Raw genomic sequence first — 24,806 nt, 5'->3', positions numbered from 1 at the left:
ACCCTACCAAACGTCTTGCAGCAGACCTGCAATCGCTTTCGCATCCACCGGCCGCGCGAACAGATAGCCCTGGGCATACCGGCACCCGTGCCGGCGCAGCAGCGCCAGCTGCGCCTCGTTCTCGACGCCCTCCGCCACGACGGCCATGCCGAGGCTCCCCGCGAGCGCCATGATGGCCGCGACGATGGCCTGGTCCTCGCTGCTCGTCTCGAGGTCGCGCACGAAGGCACGATCGATCTTGATCTTGCGGACCGGGAAGCGCTTCAGGTACGCCAGGCTCGAATAGCCGGTGCCGAAGTCGTCGATCGACAGGCGGATGCCCATGCGGTAGATCTGGCCCAGCGTCTCCAGCGTCTGGCCGCCGTGCTGCATCAGCGCCGTCTCCGTGATCTCGAATTCCAGCAGGCCCGGCTCGATGCCGGTGTCGTCGACGATGGCGCGGATCGACTGGATCAGGCCCCGGTGCATGAACTGGCGCGCGGACAGGTTCACCGCAAGCGGCAGCGCCGGCAGCCCGGCCCGCTGCCACGCCATCGCCTGTTCGCAGGCGCGCCGGATCACCCATTCGCCGACCGGCACGATCAGGCCGTTCTCTTCCAGGATCGGGATGAAGTCGTCGGGCGCCACGAGGCCCTGCTCCGGATGGCGCCAGCGCAGCAGCACTTCCAGGCCGTGCACGCGGCCGTCCTGCACGCCCACGATCGGCTGGTAGAACAGCACGAACTCCTCGCGCAGCAGCGCGCCGCGCAGGCGCGTCTCCATCTCGAAATGGCGCGCGGCCGCCGCGTTCATCGGCTCCGCGTAATACTGGTAATTGTTGCGGCCCGCCGCCTTGGCGTAGTACATCGCGGCGTCGGCCTTGCGCATCAGGCCCGCCGCGTCGTCGCCGTCGTCCGGGTACAGGCAGATGCCGATCGACGGCGAGATGTGCAGGCTGTGGCCTTCGAATTCGACGGGCGCCGCCAGCGCCGCGATGATCTTGTCGCCCACGAGGCCGCACTCCTCGGCCGCGCGCACGTCCGGCACCAGCACGACGAATTCGTCGCCGCCCAGGCGCGCGACGGTGTCGCTGGCGCGCACGACGCGGCACAGGCGCTGCGCCACTTCCTTCAGCAGGTGGTCGCCCGCCAGGTGGCCGAGGGAGTCGTTGATGGTCTTGAAGCGGTCCAGGTCGATGAACAGCAAGGCCAGCTTCGTGCCGTCGCGCCGCGCCGCCAGCAGCGCGCGGTCCAGGCGGTCGGACAGCAGCGCGCGGTTCGGCAGGCCCGTGAGCGCGTCGTGATACGCCATGTGGTGCACGCGCGCCTCGGCCTGGCGCCGCTCGACGATCTCGGCCTGCAGCTCCGCCGTGCGTTCCTGCACGCGCACTTCGAGCTCGTCGCGCGCGCGGCGCAGCGCGTCCGCCGCCTCGCGCTGGGCGGTGACGTCGTCGATCAGCCAGACGCTGCGCCCGCCCCGGTCCGCCATGTCGAACGGGCGGCCCGACAGCCGCGCCCAGAAGCGCTTGCCGTCGCGCCGCACCAGTTCGTACTCGGCCATGTGCACGCGGCCCGCCTCGAAATCGCGCCGCGTCTGCTCGCGCGCGGCGATCCAGCCCGCGTCGTCGGGATACAGCTCGCGCACCGGCAGTCCCTCGATGCTGCCGCCCCGGTGGCCGAACAATTCTTCCATCTTGCGGTTGCAGTGCAAGGTCCGCCCCTTCTCGACGACGGCGATGCCCAGCACGGCGTTGTCGAGGATCGCCTGGTTCTCCAGCAGCGCGTTGCGCAGCGATTCCTCGGCCGCCTTCTGGCCGGTGCGGTCCTCGATCATCCAGATCATCGTGCCGGTGCCCAGTTCCTCGGGATTGACGGCGTAGCCGATCATGTTCACCCACATCCGCGTGCCGTCGCGGCGCACCATCGTCGTTTCGGTCTTGAACGAACCGCCCTGCCCCAGCACGCCGTATGCGGTGCGGCCCATGGCGTCGAACGCGGCATCGTCGGTGTACAGCACGCGCGTCGAACGGCCCAGCACCTCGCCGGGGGCATAGCCGAACATCGAGCCGAAACAGTGGTTGTAGCGCGTGATGGTGCGGGCGCGCGTGAAGAAGATCCCGATCGTGGCATTGGTCATGATCGACTGGATCTCGGTGAGCGCCTGGCGCGCGTCCGTGACGTCCTCCACGATCCACACGGTGCCCGCCTCGCGCGCGCTCATGTCGACGGCCTTGGCGCGGATGCGGCACCAGATCGCGCTGCCGTCGCGCCGTCGCAGCGGCACCTCGCTCTTTTCGAACAGGCTGCCGGTCGTCAGCACGAGGACGGCTTCGCCGATGAACGCGTCGTACTGGGCACGCGAGGCGAACACCTGCGCCGGGCTGTGGTTGATGAGTTCTTCCGGCGCGTAGCCCAGCATCTCCGCCATGCGCGGATTGCACGACTTGACCAGGTCCGGCAAGGTGACGGCAATGCCGACGGGCGCATGCTCGACGACGGCCGCCTGTTCCAGCAGGCGCCCGCGCAGCGCGGCCTGGCCGTCGCCGAACGTGAGCACGTCGCCGAAGACGAAGGTGGCGCCCTCCGGAGACAGTGGCTTCGCGCGTACCTCGACGGGCCGTCCGGTGGTGCCGTGTTCGATCAAACCGTCCCAGCGGCGTTCGCCGGACTGCGACAGGCGGATCTCGACCGCCATCGCTGCCGCCGTACGCGGGCAGAACAGCGACACCAGCGGCCGCCCCACCACGTCGCCGCCGGCCAGTTCGACCAGCGCCGCGTTCGCGGCCCAGATGGTACCCTCGCCGTCGCAGGCGCAGGCCGGCGCGGCGATCAATACCAATGCGTCGGCCACCAAGGCCGCTGTGCTCATTCCCCGATCCATCCCTATGTCCAGTACGCCTGCCGACGTGGCGCCTTATCGATTTTTGAATGGATGATAGCTGAAAATCAACGTAATTTAACGTTATGGAAAGATGAAATTCAGCGTGTGATGCGGCGCAGCAACGGTCTCAGAACGCGTCACCCGGCACGCGTACCCAGCCTTCCATCAAAACGCGCGCGCTGCGGCTCATCACGGCCTTCGTGACGACCCAGTCGCCGTCCTCCTGGCGCGCCTCGGCGCCCACGCGCAAGGTGCCGGACGGATGGCCGAATCGCACCGCTTCGTGCGCCCTTCCGCCCGCGGCGAGACTCACGAGCGTGCCGGGGATCGCGGCCGCCGTGCCGATGGCGACGGCCGCCGTGCCCATCATCGCATGGTGCAGCTTGCCCATCGACAGGGCGCGCACGAGCAGGTCGATGTCGCCCGCCCCGACCTGCTTCCCGCTCGACGCGACATAGGCCGCCGGCGGCGCGACGAAGGCCACCTTCGGCGTGTGCTGGCGGCGCGCGGCTTCCTCGACGTGCGCGATCAAGCCCATGCGCATGGCGCCGTAGGCACGGATCGTCTCGAACATGGCCAGCGCCTTCGGGTCGCCGTTGATCGCATCCTGCAGCTCCGTGCCCGTGTAGCCGATGTCGGCGGCGTTCACGAAGACGGTCGGGATGCCGGCGTTGATCAGCGTGGCCTTGAGCGTCCCGACACCGGGCACCTCGAGGTCGTCGACGAGATTCCCGGTCGGGAACATCGCGCTGCCGCCCTCCCCTTCTTCGGCCGCCGGGTCCATGAATTCGAGTTGGACCTCGGCCGCCGGGAACGTGACGCCGTCGAGCTCGAAGTCGCCCGTCTCCTGCACCTGCCCGTCCGCGATGGGCACGTGGGCGACGATCGTCTTGCCGATGTTGGCCTGCCAGATGCGTACGACGACGGTCCCGTTGTCCGGGATGCGCGCGGGATCGATGAAGCCGTTGGCGATCGCGTAGGGGCCGATCGCGGCCGACAGGTTGCCGCAGTTGCCGCTCCAGTCGACGAACGGCTTGTCGATCGCGACCTGGCCGAACAGGTAGTCCACGTCGTGGCCGGAACGGGTGCCCGGCGCGACGATCACGGTCTTGCTCGTGCTCGACGTGGCGCCGCCCATGCCGTCGATGTGCTTCGCGTACGGGTCGGGGCTGCCGATCACGCGCAGCAGGAAGTTGTCGCGCGCCTCGCCGGGGACTTGCGCGGCTTGCGGCAGGTCCTGGAGGCGGAAGAACACGCCTTTGCTGGTGCCGCCGCGCATGTAGACGGCGGGAACTTTGATTTGAGGTACGTGAGTCATATGTGTTGTCCCTGACACGTCGTCCCCGCGCAGGCGGGGACCCAAGTTCTGCATGCGCCGTCGAGACGCCTGCAAATTGGGCCCCTGCCTTCGCAGGGGCGACGGTTTTATGCTGCCACTTTGGAAGACGCGAGGAAGTCCTGCGCAAACCGCTGCAGCACGCCACCCGCCTCGTAGATCGACACTTCCTCGGCCGTATCGAGACGGCAGATCACCGGCACCTCGACCGATTCGCCGCTGCGGCGATGGATGACCAGCGTGAGGGTCGCGCGCGGCGTGCGCTCGCCCACGACGTCGAACGTCTCCGTACCGTCGATCCCGAGGGTGAGGCGCGTGGTGCCCGGCTGGAATTCCAGCGGCAGCACGCCCATGCCGACGAGGTTCGTGCGGTGGATGCGTTCGAAGCCTTCGGCCACGATGGCTTCCACACCCGCCAGCCGCACGCCCTTCGCGGCCCAGTCGCGCGACGAGCCCTGGCCATAGTCGGCACCCGCGATCACGATCAGCGGCTGCTTGCGCTCCATGTACGTCTCGATCGCTTCCCACATGCGCGTTACGGTACCTTCCGGCTCGATGCGCGCGAGCGACCCGGCACGCGCGCTGCCGTCCGGGTTGCGCACCATCTCGTTCTTCAGCGTCGGGTTCGCGAACGTGGCGCGCTGCGCCGTCAGGTGGTCGCCGCGGTGCGTCGCGTACGAATTGAAGTCTTCTTCCGGCAGGCCCATCTTCGCGAGGTATTCGCCCGCGGCGCTGTCCGGCATGATCGCGTTCGACGGCGACAAATGGTCCGTCGTGATGTTGTCGCCCAGGACCGCCAGCGGACGCATGCCGGTCAAGGTGCGCGCGCCGGCGAGCGCGCCTTCCCAGTACGGCGGACGGCGGATGTAGGTGCTCATCGGGCGCCAGTCGTACAGCGGCGCCACGGCATCGTCGCCGCCTTCGCGGCGCGCGAACATGATGTCGTAGACCTTGCGGAACTGCTGCGGCTTCACCGATTGCTCGACGACGGCGTCGATCTCCGCATCGCTCGGCCAGATGTCCGCGAGGCGCACCGGATTGCCGTCGGCATCGACACCCAGCACGTCCTTCTCGATGTCGAAGCGGATCGTGCCCGCGATGGCGTACGCGACGACGAGCGCCGGCGACGCGAGGAACGCCTGTTTCGCATACGGGTGGATGCGGCCGTCGAAATTGCGGTTGCCCGACAGGACCGCGGTCGCGTACAGGTCGCGCTCGACGATCTCCCGCTGGATCGCCGGGTCCAGCGCACCGGACATGCCGTTGCAGGTGGTGCACGCGAAGGCGACCACGCCGAAGCCCAGTTTCTCCAGCTCCGGCAGCAGGCCCGCCTCTTCCAGGTACAGCGGCACGGCCTTGGAACCCGGCGCCAGCGACGACTTCACCCACGGCTTGCGCGCGAGCCCGCGCGCGTTCGCGTTGCGCGCGATGAGACCCGCGGCCACCATGTTGCGCGGGTTGTTCGTGTTCGTGCAGCTCGTGATGGCGGCGATGATGACGGCGCCGTCCGGCATCTTGCCCGGCTCGTTCTCGACCGTGCCCGTGATGCCGTGTTGCGCCAGCTCCGACGTCGCCACGCGCTTGTGCGGATTCGACGGGCCGGCGATGTTGCGCACGACCGTCGACAAATCGAAATGGAGTGTCCGCTCGTACTGCGCGTTCAAAAGCGTGTCCGCCCACAGGCCCGTTTCCTTCGCATACAGCTCGACCAGTTTCACGAGGTCGTCGTCGCGGCCCGTCAGCTTGAGGTATTTGATGGTCTGCTCGTCGATGGCGAACATCGCCGCGGTCGCGCCGTATTCCGGGGCCATGTTGGAAATCGTCGCGCGGTCGCCCAGGGTGAGATTCGCGGCGCCCTCGCCATGGAACTCGAGGTAGGCCGAGACGACCTTCGACTTGCGCAGGAATTCCGTCAGCGCCAGTACGATGTCGGTCGCGGTGATTCCCGGTTGCGGCTTGCCGGTCAGCTCGACGCCGACGATATCCGGCAGGCGCATGTACGACGCGCGGCCCAGCATGACGCTCTCCGCTTCCAGGCCGCCGACGCCGATCGCGATGACGCCCAGCGCATCGACCATCGGCGTGTGCGAGTCCGTGCCGACGAGGGTGTCGGGGAATGCGACGCCATCCTTCACCTGCACGACGGGGCTCATGCGCTCCAGGTTGATCTGGTGGAGGATGCCGTTCCCCGGCGGGATCACGTCGACATTCTCGAACGCCTTGCGGGTCCATTCGATGAAGTCGAAGCGGTCTTCGTTGCGGCGGTCCTCGATCGCGCGGTTCTTCGCGAACGCGTCCGGATCGAAGCCGCCGCATTCGACGGCGAGCGAGTGGTCGACCACGAGCTGCGTCGGCACGACCGGATTCACGAGGGCCGGATTGCCGCCCTCCTGCGCGATGGCGTCGCGCAGGCCGGCCAGGTCGACGAGCGCCGTCTGGCCGAGGATGTCGTGGCACACGACGCGCGCGGGAAACCACGGGAAATCGAGATCGCGCTTGCGCTCGACGATCTGCTTCAGCGACGGCACCAGCGCCATCGGTTCGCAGCGGCGCACGAGGTTTTCGGCCAGCACGCGCGAGGTGTACGGCAGGGTGTCCCAGGCGCCGGGCTGAATCTCCTCGACGGCGGCGCGCGCGTCGAAGTAATGGAGATTGGTGCCGTGCAGGGGCTTGCGATATTGGCTGTTCATTTTGCGACTCCGTAGTCCGCGGCCCTTGCATTGTCTTCCCCGCGAAGGCGGGGATCCAATTTCAGTCGGCCGGTACGCGACGTGATTGGGTTCCCGCCTGCGCGGGAACGACGGCTTTAGGGCCGCATGTATGTTTACTTGCGTTCGGCCAGCGGCACGAAGGTCAGGTCTTCCGGCCCGACATAGTTCGCGCTCGGGCGGATGATCTTGTTGTCGATGCGCTGCTCGATGATGTGCGCGGACCAGCCGGACGTGCGCGAGATGACGAACAGCGGCGTGAACATCGCGGTCGGCACGCCCATCATGTGGTACGAGACGGCCGAGAACCAGTCGAGGTTCGGGAACATCTTTTTCACTTCCCACATCACGGTTTCGAGGCGCTCGGCGATGTCGAACATCTTCATCGAGCCGGCGCTTTGCGACAGCGTGCGCGCCACTTCCTTGATCACCTTGTTGCGCGGGTCGGAGATCGTATAGACCGGGTGGCCGAAGCCGATGACGACTTCCTTGTTCGCCACGCGGTTGCGGATGTCCGCTTCCGCCTCGTCCGCGTTCTCGTAGCGCTTCTGGATGTCGAGCGCGACTTCGTTGGCGCCGCCGTGCTTCGGACCGCGCAGCGCGCCGATCGCGCCCGTGATCGCGGAATAGATGTCGGAACCGGTGCCGGCGATGACGCGGCCGGTGAACGTCGACGCGTTGAACTCGTGTTCCGCATACAGGATCAAGGAAGTGTGCATCGCCTTGACCCACTCGTCGGACGGCTCGACGCCGTGCAGCAGGTGCAGGAAGTGGCCGCCGATCGAATCGTCATCGGTCTCCACGTCGATGCGCTTGCCGTTATGGCTGTAGTGGTACCAGTACAGCAGCATCGAGCCGAACGACGCCATCAGGCGGTCGGCGATGTCGCGCGCGCCGGCGCTGTTGTGGTCGTCCTTTTCCGGCAGCACGCAGCCCAGCACCGACGCGCCCGTGCGCATCACGTCCATCGGATGCGCGCCGGCCGGCAGCGCTTCCAGCGCGGCCTTCACGGCATGCGGCAGGCCGCGCAGCGATTTCAGCTTGGCCTTGTAGCCGCGCAGTTCCGCCTCGTTCGGCAGCTTGCCGTGCACGAGCAGGTAGGCGATTTCCTCGAATTCGCTGTTGCCCGCCACGTCCAGGATGTCGTAGCCGCGGTAGTGCAGGTCGTTGCCGGAGCGGCCCACGGAGCACAGCGCGGTATTGCCGGCGGCGACGCCGGACAGCGCGACGGATTTCTTCGGTTTGAAAGTGGGCGTATCGGTCTTCACGTCAGTCATTTCTTCGTCTCCTGTGTCGTTTTATTTTGTGCGAACAGCGCGTCGAGCTTCTGTTCGTAGCTGTGGTAATCGATGCGCTCGTACAGTTCGGCGCGGGTCTGCATGGTGTCGACGACGTTCTTCTGCGTGCCGTCGCGGCGGATGGCTTCGTAGACGTTTTCCGCGGCCTTGTTCATCGCGCGGAACGCGGACAGCGGGTACAGCACGATGTCGACATCGGCGCCGCGCAGCTCGTCCACGCTGAACAGCGGCGTCGAACCGAATTCCGTAATGTTCGCGAGGATCGGCACCTTGACCGCCTGCTTGAATTGCGCGTACATCTCCAGGCTCGTGATGGCTTCCGGGAAGATCATGTCGGCGCCCGCCTCCACGCACGCGACCGCGCGCTCGACGGCTTTATCCAGGCCCTCGACGGCCAGCGCGTCCGTGCGCGCCATGATGACGAAGTTGTCGTCCGTGCGCGCGTCGACGGCGGCCTTCACGCGGTCGACCATCTCGCCCTGGCTGACGATCTCCTTGCCCGGACGGTGGCCGCAGCGCTTGGCGCCGACCTGGTCCTCGATGTGGCAGGCGCCCGCGCCGGCCTTGATCAGCGAGCGTACACTCCTGGCGACGTTGAAGGCGGACGCGCCGAAGCCCGTGTCGATGTCGACGAGCAGCGGCAGGTCGCACACGTCGGTGATGCGGCGCACGTCGATCAGCACGTCTTCGAGACCGGAGATGCCGAGGTCCGGCAGGCCCAGCGATCCGGCCGCGACACCGCCGCCCGACAGGTAGATCGCGCGGTAGCCGGCCCGCCTGGCCAGCAGCGCGTGATTGGCGTTGATGGCGCCGATGACCTGCAGCGGATGTTCTTCCTGGACGGCCTGGCGGAATTTGGCGCCGGCGGATTGTTGGCTCATGTCTACCCTTTCGTGATGCGGTCTGTGATGGTGGTCCATGGGTTTGCAAGGACCGTGCCAACGGAGATTTCCAGGATATTCAAGGACTTGGGCACGCCGTCCCGCCAGTTCATGTTTCACGGCGTTTCAGAATGAAACATCGTTGACACGCCGAAGAAAATTGAACAGACTGCGCGCGACCCTATCCACAACGACAAGGACAACCATGTTCGAACGCTCATCCAGGCTGTGCGCCGCGCTGCTGGCCGGCCTGTCCATCACCACGCTCGCCCATGGCGCCGGCCCGGACAGCCGGGCCGACGCCGTGAAGATCATCGCCGACATGCGCCGCATCGTCACCCCGCAAGGCATCGAGCAGACGCGGGCCGTGCGCATCGGCGGCATCGATCAGTGGATCAGCGTGCGCGGCACGGACCGGCGCAATCCGGTGCTGCTGTTCCTGCACGGCGGCCCGGGCTTCGTCGCGATGCCGACCAGCTGGTACTTCCAGCGCGGCTGGGAAGAATACTTCACGGTCGTGCAGTGGGACCAGCGCGGCGCCGGCAAGACGTATGCCGCCAACGATCCGGCAAAGGTCGCGCCCACGATGACGCGCGCGCAAATGCTGGCGGACGCCGAGGAGATGGTGGCCTGGCTGCGCAAGGAATTCGGCAAGGACCGCATCTTCGTGCTGGGCCATTCGTGGGGCTCGTCGCTGGGCATCCAGCTGGCGCAGCGCCATCCGGACTGGCTGCACGCGTATATCGGCATCGGCCAGATCACGGACGGCATGGAGAGCGAACGCCGCGGCTGGCAGTACACGATGGATGCGGCGAAGCGCGAGGGCAACCGGCAGGCGATCCGCGAACTGGAATCGATCGCGCCGTACGCCGCGCCAGGCAAGCCGCTCGTGCTGAAGGATCTGTACCTGCAGCGCAAATGGCTCGCCCGCTACGGCGGCGCCGTGTACGGCCGGAACGGGTCCGACGCCGAATCCGCGGCCGCGAAGCTGGCGCCGGAATACACGGATGCGGACCTGAAGACCATGTGGGACGGCACGGAATTCTCGTCCAGCCGCATGCTGACGGACGTGCTCGCGCAGGACTTCAGCGTCTACACGAAGTTCGACTGCCCCATCGTCATCTTCAACGGCCGCCACGACTACAACGTATCGGCATCGGCCACGGCAGAATGGTTCGAAAAGGTGAAGGCGCCGGCCAAGCAGCTCGTGTGGTTCGAGGATTCGGCGCACGAGATCTTCAACGAGGAGCCGGGCAAGACACTCGTGTCGCTCGTGAAGTATGCGCGACCGTTCGCGGAAAAGGCCGGCGACGTGGCGCCGTAAACGCAACAACCCGCACGCGGGCGCGTGCGGGTTGCATGGATCGGGGTTCGATCAGTGTGCCGATGCGGTGGAGGCACCGATACCGGTTTCCGAACGCACTTCCTGCGCTTCGAAACCAGCTTTGTCGATGGCGGCACGCTGGCTCTTGTCGGTGACCGAGAACAGCCACACGCCGACGAAGCCGACGGTCATCGAGAACAGTGCCGGCGACGTGTACGGGAAGATCTCGTGCGTATTGTGGAAGACGTCGACCCACACGGACTTCGACAGCAGCGTCAGGATGACGGCGGTAGCCAGGCCCAGGAAGCCGCCCACGGTCGCGCCGCGGGTGGTGCACTTGCTCCACAGGACGGACATGAACAGCACCGGGAAGTTGGCCGAGGCCGCGATCGCGAAGGCCAGCGAGACCATGAAGGCCACGTTGATCTTCTCGAACACGATACCCAGCAGCACCGCGGCAATGCCCAGGAAGACCGTCGTGATCCGCGACACGCGCAGTTCGCTGCCCGGGGCCGGCTGGCCCTTCTTGACCACGGTGGCGTACAGGTCGTGCGACACGGCCGAGGCGCCGGACAGCGTCAGGCCGGCCACGACGGCCAGGATCGTTGCGAACGCGACGGCCGAGATGAAGCCGAGGAACACGTCGCCGCCAACGGCGTTGGCAAGGTGCACGGCCGCCATGTTGTTACCGCCCAGCAGCTTGCCGGCAGCGTCCTTGAACGCCGGGTTCGTACCGACCAGCACGATCGCGCCGAAGCCGATGATGAAGGTCAGGATGTAGAAGTAGCCGATCCAGGTGGTGGCCCACAGCACCGATTTACGTGCCTCCTTGGCGCTCGGAACGGTGAAGAAACGCATCAGGATGTGCGGCAGGCCGGCCGTACCGAACATCAGCGCCATGCCGAACGAGATGCCGGAGATCGGATCCTTGATGAAGCCGCCCGGGCCCATGATCGCATCCTTCTTGCTGTGCACTTCGACGGCCTTGGCGAACAGCGCTTCCGGGCTGAAGTTGTACAGGGCCAGCACGGAGAACGCCATGAACGTGGCGCCGCCCAGCAGCATCACGGCCTTGATGATCTGCACCCAGGTCGTCGCGGTCATGCCGCCGAACAGCACGTACACCATCATCAGCGCGCCCACGATCACGACGGCGATCCAGTAATCCAGGCCGAACAGCAGCTTGATCAGCTGGCCGGCACCGACCATCTGCGCGATCAGGTAGAACAGCACGGTGACGAGCGTGCCCGAGGCCGCGAACATGCGGACCGGCTTCTGCGCGAAGCGGTAGGCGGCCACGTCGGCGAACGTGAAGCGGCCCAGGTTGCGCAGGCGCTCGGCCATCAGGAACGTGATGACGGGCCAGCCGACGAGGAAGCCGATCGCATAGATCAGGCCGTCGAAGCCGTTCGCGAACACGGCGGCGGAAATGCCGAGGAACGATGCGGCCGACATGTAGTCGCCGGCGATCGCCAGGCCGTTCTGGAAGCCGGTGATGCCGCCGCCGGCCGTGTAGAAGTCGGAGGCGGAACGGGTGCGCTTGGCGGCCCACTTCGTGATGAATAGGGTGAAGATCACGAACCCGACGAACATGATGATCGCGGTCCAGTTGGTGGGCTGTTTCTGTGCCTGGCCCAGGTCGGGCGCGGCGATGACGGCGCCGGTGGCGGCCAGCAGCGCCGCGGCGGCGGCGCTCTTCATGAGGGTCGTGTTCTTCATGCGCGCACCTTTTCCTTGCCCGAAGCGGCGTTACGCTGGATGGCGTCGGTCAGCGCGTCGAATTCGCTGTTGGCGCGGCGCACGTAGATGCCGGTGACCGCGACGGTGAACAGGATCACGAACAGACCCAGCGGCACGCCCCAGGACATGACGCCGGCGCCGATCTTCGAGGCCATGAACTCCTTGTCGAACGCGTTCAGCAGCGTGAAGCCGTAATACACGATCATCACGGCCCAGGTCAGCAACCAGCCGTAGCTGGAGCGCGATTTGACGAGCTTTTGGTAATTCGGGTCGGCTTTGACCCGCTGGACGATGTCATCTTCCACTTTTGTCTCCAATCTTCTAGTAATGCGCCGCTCAGGTTGACGGGCTGGTATCGATCCTAAGTGGGCCGCCTTACCCGATTCTTACGGCTCGCCGAAATGTTTGCGCCCAACCGTTTCAGCGTGAAACCGCGTTGAAACATGCGTTGCACATTCATGTACACTTGCAACATGAGTTACCCCACCCGTCCCGCGCCCGCGCCGGACCAGGGCCCCGGCAAGCCCGTCATCTGGACGGTCTCCGTGTCGCGCCTGTCCGACCTGTTCCGCCACATCACGCCCGAATACGACCACCTGGCCCAGATCGAACCGCTGCACCTGGGCTTCGACGAGGCCGCGCGCCACATCCGCGAACGCATGGCGACGGAACACTGCGACGTCGTCATCGCGGCCGGCTCCAATGCCGCCTACCTGAAAGGACGCGTGTCGGTGCCGGTCGTCGTCGCGACGGCGAGCGGCTTCGACGTCATGCAGGCCCTGTCCCGCGCACGCCGCATGTCGGCGCGCATCGGCCTCGTCCACTACCAGCGTCCCGTGGCGGAACTGGCCGAGTTCGCGGCCACGTTCGGCCTCGCCGTCGAACAGCGCACGTACGTCACGGAGGACGACGCGCGCGCCAGCATCGCCGAGCTGAAGGCGGCCGGGGTCGAGGTGATCGTGGGCGCCGGCCTGATCACCGACCTGGCCGAGGAAGCGGGCCTCAAGCCCGTGTTCGTGTACTCGCTCGAATCGATCCGGCGCGCGTTCGACGACGCCCTCGAGATGGCGCGCCTCACCCGTCTCGAAAGCGGACGCGGACGGCGCGTGGCCGCCACCGACAGCCGGCGCGCGCGCCGCGGCCTCGCCGACCTGCGCGGCGACTCCTCCGCGATGGAACGGCTGCGCCAGACCGTCGTGCTGTACGCGCGCTCGCCGGCGACGGTGCTGATCCAGGGCGAGACGGGAAGCGGCAAGGAACTCGTCGCCCAGGCCATCCACCGCGAAAGCCCGCGGCGCGGCGCGAACCGGCCGTTCATCGCCGTCAACTGCGGCGCGATCGCCGAGTCGCTGCTGGAATCGGAACTGTTCGGCCACGAGGAAGGCGCGTTCACGGGCGCGCGCCGCGGCGGCCACGCGGGGCTGTTCGAGGCGGCGGACGGCGGCACCCTGTTCCTCGACGAGATCGGCGAAATGCCGCTCGCGCTGCAGACCCGATTGCTGCGCGTGCTCGAGGAGCGCGAAGTGATGCGCGTGGGCGGCACGCGGCCCGTGCCCATCGACGTGCGCGTGATCAGTGCGACCCATTGCGACCTGGAAGCGAGAGTGCGCGAGGGGCGCTTCCGCGCCGACCTGTTCTATCGGCTGGCCGTGCTGCGCCTTGCCCTGCCCTCGCTGCGCGCCCGCCCCGAGGACGTCGCGCAACTGGCCGAGTGGGCACTGAAGAACGCCCTCGCCGCGCTGAGCGCCCGGCCGCATCCGAACCTGGCGGCCGAGATCGCGGCGTGCGCACCGGTGTTGCAGACGTACGCCTGGCCGGGCAACGTGCGCGAACTGCGCAACCTGATGGAACGCCTGGCGCTGTTCCTCGCCGCCGAGCCGCTGCAGGCGCTGACGCCCGCATTTTTATTGTCGGTGGCGCCCGAGCTGGGCGCCGGCCCTGGCCTGGCGGCCAATGCCGCGCCGGCGTCCGCAGCCCCGGCGCAGGAAACCGTGGCCGACGTCCTGGCGCGCTTCAACGGCCAGCGCGACGCGGCCGCGCGCCACCTGGGCATCAGCCGGACCACCTTGTGGCGCAGGTTAAAAGCCGGCAGCTAATCAGCCTGGGGCTGCCTTAATGCGCCCCAACGCACACGCCAATCAAAAGCCGTAGTATTATTTTTTTAATACGGCCTGGCGCCCGATCGGTGCCAGCTTTTGCACGCGTCGCCCATGAAGCGGCGCACCGCCCGTCCGCACGGAGGCAATATGCAAGACTTGTCGCAAGCTGCACTGTTTTCGCTGATCGGCAACACCCCCATGGTGGAAGTCACCCGCATGGACACCGGCCCCTGCCGCCTGTTCCTCAAGCTCGAATCCCAGAACCCCGGCGGCTCCATCAAGGACCGCGTCGGCCGCGCCATGATCGAGGCGGCGGAACGCGACGGCCGCCTGCAGCCCGGCGGCACCGTCGTCGAGGCCACGGCCGGCAACACGGGCCTCGGCCTCGCGCTCGTCGCCCGGATCAAGGGCTACCGCGTCGTGCTCGTCGTGCCCGACAAGATGGCGTCCGAAAAGATCCTGCACCTGAAAGCCCTCGGCGCCGAGATCCACCTGACCCGCTCCGACGTCGGCAAGGGTCACCCCGAGTACTACCAGGATTACGCGGCGCGGCTCGCGCGCGAGATCCCCGGCGCCTGGTTCGCCGACCAGTTCAACAATCCCGCCAACCCGACCGCGCACGAAACCACCACGGCGCCCGAGATCTGGGACCAGATGCGCCACGAGCTGGATGCGATCGTCGTGGGCGTCGGTTCGTCCGGCACGTTGACGGGCCTGTCGCGCTTTTTCGCGCGCGTGCAGCCGGACCTGGAATTCGTGCTGGCCGATCCGCAGGGCTCGATCCTGGCCGACTACATCAAGACCGGCAAGGTCAGCGACGTCTCCGGCTCCTGGGCCGTCGAGGGCATCGGCGAAGACTTCATCCCGTCCATCGCCGACATGTCGCGCGTGAAGACGGCCTACTCCATCAGCGACGAGGAGAGCTTCAACACGGCGCGCGAACTGCTGCGCCAGGAAGGCATCCTGGCCGGTTCGTCGACGGGCACCCTGCTCGCGGCCGCGCTGCGTTACTGCCGCGCGCAGACGACGCCCAAGCGCGTCGTGACCTTCGTCTGCGACACGGGCACGCGCTATCTGACCAAGGTGTACAGCGACGGCTGGATGGTCGACCAGGGCCTGCTGCACCGCCCCCGCACGGGCGACCTGCGCGACCTGATCGGCCGCCGCTTCGACGACGGCGAAGTCATCACCGTGTCCCCGACCGACACCCTGCTCACCGCCTTCAACCGCATGCGCAGCGCCGACCTCGCGCAGATGCCCGTCATCGACAAGGGCAAGCTCGTGGGCCTGATCGACGAGTCCGACCTGCTGCTGCACGTGACGGGCGACAGGGAACACTTCAAGGCGCCGGTCTCCGGCACGATGACGTCCGACCTGCAAACGCTGGCCCCAAGCGCCGGCATGCAACAGCTGCGCGACATCCTCGACCGCGGCCTGACGGCCGTCATCGTCGACGGCGACCGGTTCTACGGGCTGATCACCCGCTTCGACCTTCTCAACCATCTGCGCAGGACTCTCACGTGAGCCATTCAGACGATACCCATCAGCGCCACATCGCCACGCGCGTCATCCACGGCGGCCAGGCGCCCGACCCCACGACGGGCGCCGTGATGCCGCCCATTTACGCGACGTCGACCTTTGCCCAGGAAAGCCCGGGCGTGCACAAGGGCCTGGACTACGGCCGCTCGCACAACCCGACGCGCTGGGCGCTGGAGCGCTGCGTGGCCGACATCGAAAGCGGCGGCGCCGCCTACGCGTTCGCGTCCGGCCTCGCGGCCATCGCGGCCGTGCTCGAACTGCTGCCGGCCGGCTCGCACATCGTGGCCGGCGACGACATGTATGGCGGCACCTACCGGCTGTTCGAGCGCGTGCGCCGCGCGAGCGCCGGCCACGAGTTCACGTACGTCGACCTGACGGACCCGCTCGCGCTCGCGAACGCGCTGCGCCCGGAAACGAAGATGGTGTGGGTCGAGACGCCGACGAACCCGATGCTCAAGCTCGCCGATCTACACGCGATCGCGCAACTGTGCCGCGAGCGCGGCGTGATGACGGTGTGCGACAACACGTTCGCGAGCCCCATCAACCAGCGCCCGCTGGAACTTGGCATCGACATCGTCGTGCACTCGACGACGAAGTACATGAACGGCCACTCGGACGTCATCGGCGGCATTGCCGTCGTGGGCGGCCATGCGCACCAGCAGGCATGGCGCGAGCGCCTCGGCTTCATCCAGAATGCCGTCGGTGCGATCCAGGGCCCGTTCGACAGTTTTCTCGTCCTTCGCGGCATCAAGACGCTGGCCTTGCGCGTGGAACGCAGCAACAGCAACGCGCTCGACCTGGCGCAGTGGCTGCAGGGCCAGGCCAGGGTGCGCCACGTCTACTATCCTGGCCTGACGTCGCACCCGCAGCATGGACTGGCGCGGCGCCAGATGCACGGCTACGGCGGCATCATCTCCATCGACCTCGACACGGACATCGCCGGCGCGCGCCGCTTCCTGGAGCAGTGCGAGATCTTCACGCTGGCCGAGAGCCTGGGCGGCGTCGAGAGCCTGATCGAGCATCCGGCCATCATGACGCATGCGACCATTCCGGCGGATCAGCGGGCCAGGTTGGGGATCGGCGACGGGTTGATCCGGCTGTCGGTCGGCATCGAGCACGTGGAGGACCAGCGGGCGGACCTGGCGCGGGCGCTGGCGGCGATTTAAGACGCGCACTACATGCGTCGTCCCCGCGCAGGGACGAGGCATGTAGAGGCCGCCGGCTATTCAGGCATATGCCGGTGCCGGCAGCGCAAGGCCCCACTCATCCTCGCCCTGCTCGACGGGCACGTGTCGCGACACCTCATTGCCGCGCACCCGGAACGTCGACACCACGTCCGTCAACTCCTCCGCCTGCGCCCGCATCGTGGCCGCCGCGGCCGCGGCCTGCTCGACCATCGCCGCATTCTGCTGCGTCGCCTCGTCCATCTCGGCGATGACGCCGCGCACGCGCGCGATGCCGGCCGCCTGCTCGGCGCTGGCGCCGTCGATCGCATGCAGCAGATCGGCCACCTGCTGCACGCGGTCGAGGATCTCGCGCATCGTGTCGCCCGCCGCGCTGGCGATGCCGGCCCCGGACGCGATGGCGAGCGTCGACTCGCCGATCAGGTGCTTGATTTCTTTCGCCGCCGCCGCGGAATGCTGGGCCAGGTTACGGACTTCTCCCGCGACGACCGCAAAACCGCGGCCCTGCTCGCCCGCACGCGCCGCTTCGACGGCCGCGTTCAGCGCGAGGATATTCGTCTGGAACGCGATCCCGTCGATCATCGCCGTGATGTCGCCGATGCGGGCGGCCGACTGGCGGATCGTCTCCATGCGCTCGACCATCTGCCCGACCGCGCCGGCACCGTCCTTCGCGACGCCGGACGCGGCCAGCGCGAGCTCGTTCGCATCGTGGGCATTCACGTGGTTCTGTTCGACGGCCTCGGTCAGGTCGGCCATCGCCTGCACGGTCGCATGCAGGCTGCGCGCCTGCGCTTCCGTGCGGTGCGACAGGTCGCTGTTGCCGGCCGCGATCTCGGCCGACGCGCCGTCGATCATGCGGGCGCTGTCCAGCACTTTCACGACAGTGGCCGACACGCCGTCCGTCATGTGGTTCAGCGCATCGAACAGGCGCCCGATCTCGTCGCCGCGCGCATGCTCGATGGTGGCGGACAGGTCGCCCGTCGCGACGCGCTCGGCCAGCACGACGGCATCCTGCAGCGGCGTCACGATGCTGCGCGTGAGCAGCCAGCCGGCGGCGCAGCCGACCAGCAGCGCGGCCAGGCCGAATGCGGGCAGCAGGACGCGGCTGAGGGCGAATGCCTGTGCGGAGGTGGCCGCCAGCGCGTGCGCTGCGCGGGTCTGCCATGCGAGCAGCGCGTCGAGGGCTTGCGTGTAAGCGTCGAAGGTCGTGGTCAGCTCGCCGGACGCCAGTTGCTCGACCTCCTGCGTCTTGCCGAAGTCCTTCGCCTGGAACACCTGCTTGCGGACGCTCACGTAGGCAGCCTTGCGCTGTGCAACGGCGTCGATCAGGGCGCGCTCGTCCGGTACGGCCGGCAGCGCGCCCAGCTTCGCCTCGAGCGCGGCCGCGTTCTTTTCGCCCTGCTGGAGCATGGCCTGGAAGTAGTCGCCCGCCTCCAGGCTGTCGCTGCGGGCGATGGCCACGGCGCGCACGCCGTTCAGGCGCGTGACGCCCAGCAGCTCGGCCGTCAGCTGTTGGCGGGCGAGCTTGTTATTGACGAGGTCGTTCGTGATGGCGGCGGCCGCATGCATGCGCCACAGCGCGACGATGGAAATGATGACGATGGCGAGGGACACCACGGCAAAGGCGCCGATGATCTTGGTGCCGGTGGAGAGCTGGGCGAGTCGCATGGGGTTATGTCCGGAAGGGAGGGATGCGACCGATGATACAAATGCCGTATGACAACAAAATGACGATGTGTGACACCCATGCATTCTTTTGTGACATGGGCATGACGAAAAAAAAGCCCGCACGAGGCGTAATGCCGTTCAGTTAAGCTAGCTTCTTGACCTTCCGGACGGCATAACGCTTTGGCGTTGCCTTGACGGCCCGGTCGCATTTGCGGCCGGGCCGTTCGTCTTTCAGGAGGCTAACCAGCCTTTCCCGCAAGTGTCTCATCGACGCAGGCAATTTTCCATACGATCTCGTGACGCCGGCCCAGTGCAGTTCGAATTGGATCAGGTGGAATGCCCGGATGAAGCTGACCTCGGTCGGCTCGCACTTCACCGCCAGCGCAGCCTTGGCGATCTCGAGCCGGATCAGGTTGTAGGCGATAAGCGTTCCCCAGATTTCCTGATATACGCCATCCGTTGTTTTCGAGCGCAGCGTCAGTGCCGTGCCGAGCATCGTTTGCTTGAGCTCCCGGTAGCTCGTTTCAATCCCCCAGCGCTTGTCGTAACAGGCGGCGATATCGCTTGGCTTGTAGCGACGACGGTCGCGCAGCGAGGTCAGCAGGATGCGTTTGCGCGCCTGTGCGTCGACGACGGTGATCGCGCGCGCTTCCCAGAACTCGGGCAATTCTGCGCACTTGGCCCTGGCCTGGGGCGACACACGCATGCGCACCAGCATATCGTCGCTTTCGGCTTCGAGCGCTTCCCACTTGGTGTTCGATTTGGCTGGAATGATGTAGTGCCGTTCGGCGCCGCTGCCTGTCAGGCCGCACAAGATTTCGGCCGAGAGAAAGCCTCGATCAAAGACCGTCAGCGATTCATCCGGAATAGCCTCGACAAGCTGCTTTGCGTACAGCATTTCATTGGTCGAGTATGGGCCGAACGCGGCACTATGCACCAGGTGCGTGGGCAGCGACGTGAGGGTGACACCGCGCACTTGCGGATAGCTGGCGACCGTATCGCTGGCGTAACTCTGGGCGCCAAAGTGATTGCGATTTTCCGCAGTGTCGTGCGTGCGCAAGGTCGTCCCGTCCATGGCGAACAGCTGCAGTCCTTTGAACAGGTAAGCCTTCCTGTCCTGCGTCACCCAATGCCTTGCCGAGCGCTCGAATAGCCACTTCAAGGGCTCAGGTCCGACGCGCTGGCGCGCTTGGGCCGCAGCGCTTTTGCTGACGAACGGCGTCTGCGCGTCCGGTAGCGCCAAACCAAGATCATCCAGCACTTCGCTGATCGATTTGTGCCGATACAAAGCCAGTGCCACCATCAGCCATACAACCTGCTCGGCAGGCAGGCGACGATGTCGGATACTCGTCGCTTCCGTGCTCATGACGGCCTGCTCGATCCATTCGTATGGCAAATGCTCCCCCAACCTTGCCCAGTCGGGAGCCTCAAGATGATTTGCCAGAAAATGCAGAGTGTCGTCGAACATGGCGACGAAGGTTAACAGCGATGCCCGGCGTTTACAACGATTAAATAAAAATGCCGTTCAGTCTTAACTGAACGGCATTACCGCACGAGGCGGGCTTTTCGTCAGAGCGATCGTTTATTCGATCTCGACGGTCTCGACGGGCTCCGGCGGCGGCGGGACGTCGCCTTCCGGGAACTCGAGGAACACGTCGTCCTTCTCGTTCAGGTCGACCGTGACACGGCCACCGTTCACGAGACGGCCGAACAGCAGTTCGTCGGCCAGCGCCTTGCGGATCATGTCCTGGATCAGGCGCGACATCGGACGGGCACCCATCAGCGGGTCGAAACCTTTCTTCGCGAGGAACTTGCGCAGTTTCTCGGTGAAGACGGCTTCCACCTTCTTCTCGTGCAGCTGCTCTTCCAGCTGCATCAGGAACTTGTCCACGACGCGCAGGATGATGTCCTCGTCCAGCGCGCGGAAGCTGATGATCGCATCCAGGCGGTTGCGGAACTCGGGCGTGAACATGCGCTTGATGTCGGCCATCTCGTCGCCCTGCGCCTTCGAATCCACGAAGCCCACCGAACGCTTGGTCAGGCTTTCCGCACCTGCATTCGTGGTCATGATGATGATCACGTTGCGGAAGTCCGCCTTGCGACCGTTGTTGTCGGTCAAGGTGCCATGGTCCATCACCTGCAGCAGGATGTTGAAGATGTCCGGATGGGCCTTCTCGATCTCGTCCAGCAGCAGCACCGCATGCGGCTTCTTGGTGATGGCCTCGGTCAGCAGGCCCCCCTGGTCGAAGCCGACGTAGCCCGGCGGCGCACCGATCAGGCGCGACACGGCGTGGCGCTCCATGTACTCGGACATGTCGAAACGCACCAGCTCGATGCCGAGGATGAACGCCAGCTGCTTCGCGACTTCCGTCTTGCCGACGCCGGTCGGACCGGAGAACAGGAACGAACCGATCGGCTTGTCCTGCTTGCCGAGGCCGGCGCGGGCCATCTTGATCGCGGCCGACAACGCTTCGATGGCCGGGTCTTGCCCGAACACGACGTTGCGCAGGTCGCGGTCGATGGTCTGCAGCTTGCTGCGGTCGTCCTGGTTGACGGTCTGCGGAGGAATCCGCGCGATCTTCGCGATGATGTCCTCGATCTCGGTCTTGCCGATGGTCTTCTTCTGCTTCGACTTCGGCAGCACGCGCTGAGCCGCACCCGCTTCGTCGATCACGTCGATCGCCTTGTCCGGCAGGTGACGGTCGTTGATGAAGCGAGCAGCGAGCTCGGCCGCGGTCGACAGCGCCGACGCCGAATACTTCACGCCGTGGTGCTCTTCGAAGCGCGACTTGAGGCCGCGCAGGATCTGCACGGTCTGCTCGACCGACGGCTCGTTCACGTCCACTTTCTGGAAGCGGCGGGACAGCGCGTGATCCTTCTCGAACACGCCGCGGAATTCCGTGAACGTGGTCGCGCCGATGCACTTCAGCTGGCCGTTCGCGAGGGCCGGCTTGAGCAGGTTCGATGCGTCGAGCGTGCCGCCCGATGCGGAACCGGCGCCGATGATCGTGTGGATCTCGTCGATGAACAGGATGCCGTTCGGCGTGTCCTTGAGCTGCTTCAACACCGCCTTCAGGCGCTGCTCGAAGTCGCCGCGGTACTTGGTGCCGGCCAGCAGTGCGCCCATATCCAGCGAATACACGACGGCATTCTGCAGGATCTCGGGCACGTCTTCCTGGACGATGCGCCATGCCAGGCCTTCGGCGATCGCGGTCTTGCCGACGCCGGCCTCGCCCACGAGCAGCGGATTGTTCTTGCGGCGGCGGCACAGGATCTGGATCACGCGATCCACTTCCTCTTCGCGCCCGATCAGCGGATCGATGCGGCCATCGGCGGCAGCCTTGTTCAGGTTCGTGGTGAACTGATCCAGCGGGCTTTCCTTGGCCTGGCCTTCGACCTGCGCTTCTTCCACGCCTTCCGACGCCTTCTGGCTATCGATCTGCTGGTCCTTGCGCACGCCGTGCGAGATGAAATTGACCACGTCGAGACGGGTCACGCCCTGCTGGTGCAGGTAGTAAACGGCATGCGAGTCCTTCTCGCCGAAGATCGCCACGAGCACGTTCGCGCCGGTGACTTCCTTCTTGCCGTTCGACGCCGACTGGACGTGCATGATCGCGCGCTGGATCACGCGCTGGAAGCCCAGCGTCGGTTGAGTGTCGACTTCGCCGGTACCCGGCACGGTCGGAGTGTTATCGCCGATGAAATTCGTCAAGGTCTTACGCAGGTCTTCGATATTGACCGCGCACGCACGCAGGACTTCAGCGGCCGACGGGTTGTCGAGCAGCGCCAGCAGCAGGTGTTCGACCGTGATGAACTCGTGCCGAGCCTGCCGCGCTTCGACAAAGGCCATGTGTAGAGATACTTCCAATTCCTGCGCAATCATACTTCCTCCATCACGCACTGCAGGGGATGGCCTGCCTTGCGCGCATGCGTTAATACAAACTCCACTTTGGTACACGCTATATCTTTGGAAAACACGCCGCACACCCCTTTACCATGGCGGTGTACAGAAAGCATGATCTGCGTCGCCGTCTCGCGATCCTTGTTGAAGTACTCCTGGATGATGGCGACCACGAACTCCATCGGCGTGTAGTCGTCATTGAGCAACGCCACCTGATACAAGGGAGGTGGCTTGACTGTCTGCCGCTCCAGCAGCTGTTCGGTATCGTGCTTGGTTGCCATAGGGGTATTCTAAATTGCTTTCGATCTTCGTGTGTGCGGAAACTAACGCTCAGGGTAATCCCATTTGCTTTCCATCTTACGCGTTTTCCAGTTGGAGTGCAGATGGCGGTTCCATTGCCAAAATCAAGAGGTTGATTTTCAGCCACTATGTTAATTTTTACAACGCGTGTTCAAAACCGCTTGACTTACAGGATTCTTGCGCCAACAATGCAGTTATTGACATGTACTTATGTACTTGTTGATAAGAAGTGAGCAGGCTGAGGAGGGGGCAAGAAGCTTCTTGCTTTTATGGCTCGTGTGATTTGTTTTTAATCGAAGGTTATTTTATGGCAACAGGTACTGTTAAGTGGTTCAATGATTCCAAAGGTTTTGGCTTCATCACCCCTGATGACGGCGGCGAAGATTTGTTCGCGCACTTCTCCGCGATCAATATGAACGGTTTTAAGACCCTCAAAGAAGGTCAAAAAGTCCAATTCGAAGTCACGCAAGGCCCGAAAGGCAAGCAAGCTTCTAACATCGTCGGCGCGTAAGCACCCTCCGGAAGCAAAGAACCCCGCTTCGGCGGGGTTTTTTTTATGGTCCCGCCGCCACGCATCATCCGTCTCCTGGAAACAAAAAAGCCCCGTACAAATACGGGGCTTGATCTGCGTCAATAAGGCCGCGCTTACATATTCTCGATCATCACGTCGCCGAAGCCCGAGCACGACACCTGGGTCGCGCCTTCCATCAGGCGCGCGAAGTCGTAGGTGACGCGCTTGGACGCAATCGCCTTCGCCATCGAGCTGATGATGAGGTCGGCCGCTTCCGTCCAGCCCATGTGGCGCAGCATCATCTCGGCCGACAGGATCAGCGACCCCGGGTTCACGTAATCCTTGCCCGCATACTTGGGCGCCGTGCCGTGCGTCGCTTCGAACATCGCGACGGAGTCGGACATGTTCGCGCCCGGCGCGATGCCGATGCCGCCGACCTGGGCCGCCAGCGCGTCCGACACATAGTCGCCGTTCAGGTTCAGGGTGGCGATCACGCTGTATTCGGCCGGACGCAGCAGGATCTGCTGCAGGAACGCATCCGCGATCGAATCCTTGACGACGATGTCCTTGCCCGTGCGCGGGTTCTTGAACTTGCACCACGGGCCGCCGTCGATCAGCTCGGCGCCGAATTCGCGTTGCGCCAGCGCATAACCCCAGTCGCGGAAGCCGCCCTCCGTGTACTTCATGATATTGCCCTTGTGGACAATAGTGACGGATGGCTTGTCGTTGTCGATCGCGTACTGGAGCGCCTTGCGCACGAGGCGTTCCGTACCCTCGCGCGACACCGGCTTGATGCCGATCGCGGAGGTCTCCGGGAAGCGGATCTTGCGCACGCCCATCTCGCGGGTCAGGAACTCAATGACCTTTTTCCCTTCAGGCGACTCGGCCGCCCATTCGATGCCGGCATAGATGTCTTCCGAGTTTTCGCGGAAGATCACCATGTCCGTCTTGTGCGGCTCGCGCAGCGGCGACGGTACGCCGGTGAAATAGCGCACGGGGCGCAGGCAGACGTACAGGTCGAGTTCCTGGCGCAGCGCCACGTTCAGCGAGCGGATGCCGCCGCCGACCGGCGTCGTCAGCGGGCCCTTGATCGACACGACGTACTCGCGCACGCAGTCCAGCGTTTCGGTCGGCAGCCAGACGTCCGGGCCATACACCTGCGTCGACTTCTCGCCGGCAAACACTTCCATCCACGCGATCCTGCGCTGGCCGCCGTATGCCTTCGCGACGGCCGCGTCGACGACCTTCAGCATCACCGGGGTGATGTCGACGCCGGTGCCATCGCCTTCGATATAGGGAATGACCGGCTGGTCGGGGACGTTCAGCGAGAAGTCCGCGTTGACGGTAATCTTTTGACCATCGGTAGGTACTTTGATATGTTGATACATCATGTTCTCCGAAGTGGGCACGCGGCGGCGGCGGACCGCCAGGTCTGCGATCTCCATTAGAATAGTGGGC

The 24,806-nt window shown here is 65.5% G+C and carries 17 protein-coding genes; 5 read left to right on the top strand and 12 right to left on the bottom strand.

What is annotated here, in order from left to right:
* Window positions 1–3: 3 nt before the first annotated feature.
* The 5 genes from ACEN98_RS23985 to prpB all read right to left on the bottom strand — a co-directional run bounded on the left by ACEN98_RS23985 (window position 4) and on the right by prpB (window position 9,082).
* Window positions 4–2,847 carry an EAL domain-containing protein gene (locus ACEN98_RS23985; RefSeq protein WP_413387419.1) on the bottom strand — a complete coding sequence of 948 codons (2,844 nt, stop codon included), beginning with the start codon at window positions 2,845–2,847 and terminating at the stop codon, window positions 4–6.
* 139 nt (window positions 2,848–2,986) lie between these two features.
* On the bottom strand, window positions 2,987–4,177 hold the full coding sequence (gene prpF / locus ACEN98_RS23980; protein ID WP_413387418.1) for a 2-methylaconitate cis-trans isomerase PrpF: 1,191 nt from the start codon (window positions 4,175–4,177) through the stop codon (window positions 2,987–2,989).
* A 107-nt stretch (window positions 4,178–4,284) separates the two neighbouring features.
* Window positions 4,285–6,885, bottom strand: coding sequence for a Fe/S-dependent 2-methylisocitrate dehydratase AcnD (acnD, locus tag ACEN98_RS23975; RefSeq protein ID WP_413387417.1), 2,601 nt, complete (start codon window positions 6,883–6,885; stop codon window positions 4,285–4,287).
* A gap of 134 nt (window positions 6,886–7,019) precedes the next feature.
* Window positions 7,020–8,180 (bottom strand): 2-methylcitrate synthase, encoded by a 1,161-nt coding sequence (gene prpC / locus ACEN98_RS23970; protein ID WP_413387416.1) that lies wholly within the window; start codon window positions 8,178–8,180, stop codon window positions 7,020–7,022.
* Window positions 8,177–9,082 (bottom strand): methylisocitrate lyase, encoded by a 906-nt coding sequence (prpB, locus tag ACEN98_RS23965; RefSeq protein ID WP_413387415.1) that lies wholly within the window; start codon window positions 9,080–9,082, stop codon window positions 8,177–8,179. Before prpB ends, prpC begins: the two co-directional genes overlap by 4 nt.
* A gap of 205 nt (window positions 9,083–9,287) precedes the next feature.
* Between prpB and ACEN98_RS23960 the strand changes: the two genes are divergently transcribed.
* A complete protein-coding gene (locus tag ACEN98_RS23960) occupies window positions 9,288–10,406 on the top strand; it encodes an alpha/beta hydrolase (RefSeq protein ID WP_413387414.1) in 1,119 nt (372 codons plus the stop codon).
* Window positions 10,407–10,457: 51 nt separating this feature from the next.
* Here the strand turns inward: ACEN98_RS23960 and ACEN98_RS23955 are convergent, their stop codons facing one another.
* Together ACEN98_RS23955 and ACEN98_RS23950 are read right to left on the bottom strand one after the other, a co-directional pair.
* The gene (locus ACEN98_RS23955; protein WP_413340669.1) at window positions 10,458–12,125 is read right to left on the bottom strand and encodes a cation acetate symporter; all 1,668 of its coding nucleotides are present in this window, start codon (window positions 12,123–12,125) and stop codon (window positions 10,458–10,460) included.
* Window positions 12,122–12,451 (bottom strand): DUF485 domain-containing protein, encoded by a 330-nt coding sequence (locus ACEN98_RS23950; RefSeq protein ID WP_413340671.1) that lies wholly within the window; start codon window positions 12,449–12,451, stop codon window positions 12,122–12,124. The genes ACEN98_RS23955 and ACEN98_RS23950 overlap by 4 nt, the downstream gene beginning before the upstream one ends.
* A 168-nt stretch (window positions 12,452–12,619) precedes the next feature.
* Here ACEN98_RS23950 and prpR point away from each other — a divergent pair, with 168 nt between their 5' ends.
* The 3 genes from prpR to ACEN98_RS23935 all read left to right on the top strand — a co-directional run bounded on the left by prpR (window position 12,620) and on the right by ACEN98_RS23935 (window position 16,950).
* On the top strand, window positions 12,620–14,242 hold the full coding sequence (prpR, locus tag ACEN98_RS23945; RefSeq protein ID WP_413387413.1) for a propionate catabolism operon regulatory protein PrpR: 1,623 nt from the start codon (window positions 12,620–12,622) through the stop codon (window positions 14,240–14,242).
* Window positions 14,243–14,392: 150 nt separating this feature from the next.
* Window positions 14,393–15,769: a pyridoxal-phosphate dependent enzyme gene (locus tag ACEN98_RS23940; RefSeq protein ID WP_413387412.1), complete on the top strand. Its 1,377-nt coding sequence runs from the start codon at window positions 14,393–14,395 to the stop codon at window positions 15,767–15,769.
* Window positions 15,766–16,950 (top strand): trans-sulfuration enzyme family protein, encoded by a 1,185-nt coding sequence (locus ACEN98_RS23935; protein WP_413387411.1) that lies wholly within the window; start codon window positions 15,766–15,768, stop codon window positions 16,948–16,950. Before ACEN98_RS23940 ends, ACEN98_RS23935 begins: the two co-directional genes overlap by 4 nt.
* 60 nt (window positions 16,951–17,010) lie before the next feature.
* On the opposite strand, the gene ACEN98_RS23930 is transcribed toward ACEN98_RS23935, so the two are convergent.
* The 4 genes from ACEN98_RS23930 to clpS all read right to left on the bottom strand — a co-directional run bounded on the left by ACEN98_RS23930 (window position 17,011) and on the right by clpS (window position 22,818).
* A complete protein-coding gene (locus ACEN98_RS23930) occupies window positions 17,011–18,636 on the bottom strand; it encodes a methyl-accepting chemotaxis protein (protein WP_413387410.1) in 1,626 nt (541 codons plus the stop codon).
* A 142-nt stretch (window positions 18,637–18,778) separates the two neighbouring features.
* Complete coding sequence (locus ACEN98_RS23925) at window positions 18,779–20,104, bottom strand: IS4 family transposase (protein WP_413380582.1); 1,326 nt, start codon at window positions 20,102–20,104, stop codon at window positions 18,779–18,781.
* 114 nt (window positions 20,105–20,218) lie between these two features.
* Complete coding sequence (gene clpA / locus ACEN98_RS23920) at window positions 20,219–22,519, bottom strand: ATP-dependent Clp protease ATP-binding subunit ClpA (protein WP_056127106.1); 2,301 nt, start codon at window positions 22,517–22,519, stop codon at window positions 20,219–20,221.
* Window positions 22,516–22,818 (bottom strand): ATP-dependent Clp protease adapter ClpS, encoded by a 303-nt coding sequence (clpS, locus tag ACEN98_RS23915; protein ID WP_027864722.1) that lies wholly within the window; start codon window positions 22,816–22,818, stop codon window positions 22,516–22,518. The genes clpA and clpS overlap by 4 nt, the downstream gene beginning before the upstream one ends.
* 326 nt (window positions 22,819–23,144) lie before the next feature.
* On the opposite strand from clpS, the gene ACEN98_RS23910 reads away from it, so the two are divergent.
* Window positions 23,145–23,348: a cold-shock protein gene (locus ACEN98_RS23910; protein ID WP_036165387.1), complete on the top strand. Its 204-nt coding sequence runs from the start codon at window positions 23,145–23,147 to the stop codon at window positions 23,346–23,348.
* A 134-nt stretch (window positions 23,349–23,482) separates the two neighbouring features.
* On the opposite strand, the gene icd is transcribed toward ACEN98_RS23910, so the two are convergent.
* Window positions 23,483–24,736 (bottom strand): NADP-dependent isocitrate dehydrogenase, encoded by a 1,254-nt coding sequence (icd, locus tag ACEN98_RS23905; protein WP_413389074.1) that lies wholly within the window; start codon window positions 24,734–24,736, stop codon window positions 23,483–23,485.
* Window positions 24,737–24,806 lie beyond the last annotated feature (70 nt).

Origin of the sequence: Massilia sp. CT11-137, from assembly GCF_047302885.1 — a bacterium.
GTDB classification, from domain to species: domain Bacteria; phylum Pseudomonadota; class Gammaproteobacteria; order Burkholderiales; family Burkholderiaceae_D; genus Telluria; species Telluria orientalis.
The sequence above is the reverse complement of the archived record's forward strand: the minus strand, read 5'-3'. Positions and strand labels throughout refer to the sequence as shown.

Excerpts from the sequence above, each read along its gene's own strand:
- prpC (WP_413387416.1), bottom strand. The coding sequence starts at position 8,180 with ATGACTGACGTGAAGACCGATACGCCCACTTTCAAACCGAAGAAATCC.
- prpR (WP_413387413.1), top strand. The coding sequence starts at position 12,620 with ATGAGTTACCCCACCCGTCCCGCGCCCGCGCCGGACCAGGGCCCCGGC.
- acnD (WP_413387417.1), bottom strand. The coding sequence starts at position 6,885 with ATGAACAGCCAATATCGCAAGCCCCTGCACGGCACCAATCTCCATTAC.
- ACEN98_RS23910 (WP_036165387.1), top strand. The coding sequence starts at position 23,145 with ATGGCAACAGGTACTGTTAAGTGGTTCAATGATTCCAAAGGTTTTGGC.
- prpF (WP_413387418.1), bottom strand. The coding sequence starts at position 4,177 with ATGACTCACGTACCTCAAATCAAAGTTCCCGCCGTCTACATGCGCGGC.
- icd (WP_413389074.1), bottom strand. The coding sequence starts at position 24,736 with ATGTATCAACATATCAAAGTACCTACCGATGGTCAAAAGATTACCGTC.
- ACEN98_RS23985 (WP_413387419.1), bottom strand. The coding sequence starts at position 2,847 with ATGAGCACAGCGGCCTTGGTGGCCGACGCATTGGTATTGATCGCCGCG.
- ACEN98_RS23930 (WP_413387410.1), bottom strand. The coding sequence starts at position 18,636 with ATGCGACTCGCCCAGCTCTCCACCGGCACCAAGATCATCGGCGCCTTT.
- ACEN98_RS23955 (WP_413340669.1), bottom strand. The coding sequence starts at position 12,125 with ATGAAGAACACGACCCTCATGAAGAGCGCCGCCGCCGCGGCGCTGCTG.
- clpS (WP_027864722.1), bottom strand. The coding sequence starts at position 22,818 with ATGGCAACCAAGCACGATACCGAACAGCTGCTGGAGCGGCAGACAGTC.
- clpA (WP_056127106.1), bottom strand. The coding sequence starts at position 22,519 with ATGATTGCGCAGGAATTGGAAGTATCTCTACACATGGCCTTTGTCGAA.
- ACEN98_RS23960 (WP_413387414.1), top strand. The coding sequence starts at position 9,288 with ATGTTCGAACGCTCATCCAGGCTGTGCGCCGCGCTGCTGGCCGGCCTG.
- ACEN98_RS23925 (WP_413380582.1), bottom strand. The coding sequence starts at position 20,104 with ATGTTCGACGACACTCTGCATTTTCTGGCAAATCATCTTGAGGCTCCC.
- ACEN98_RS23940 (WP_413387412.1), top strand. The coding sequence starts at position 14,393 with ATGCAAGACTTGTCGCAAGCTGCACTGTTTTCGCTGATCGGCAACACC.
- prpB (WP_413387415.1), bottom strand. The coding sequence starts at position 9,082 with ATGAGCCAACAATCCGCCGGCGCCAAATTCCGCCAGGCCGTCCAGGAA.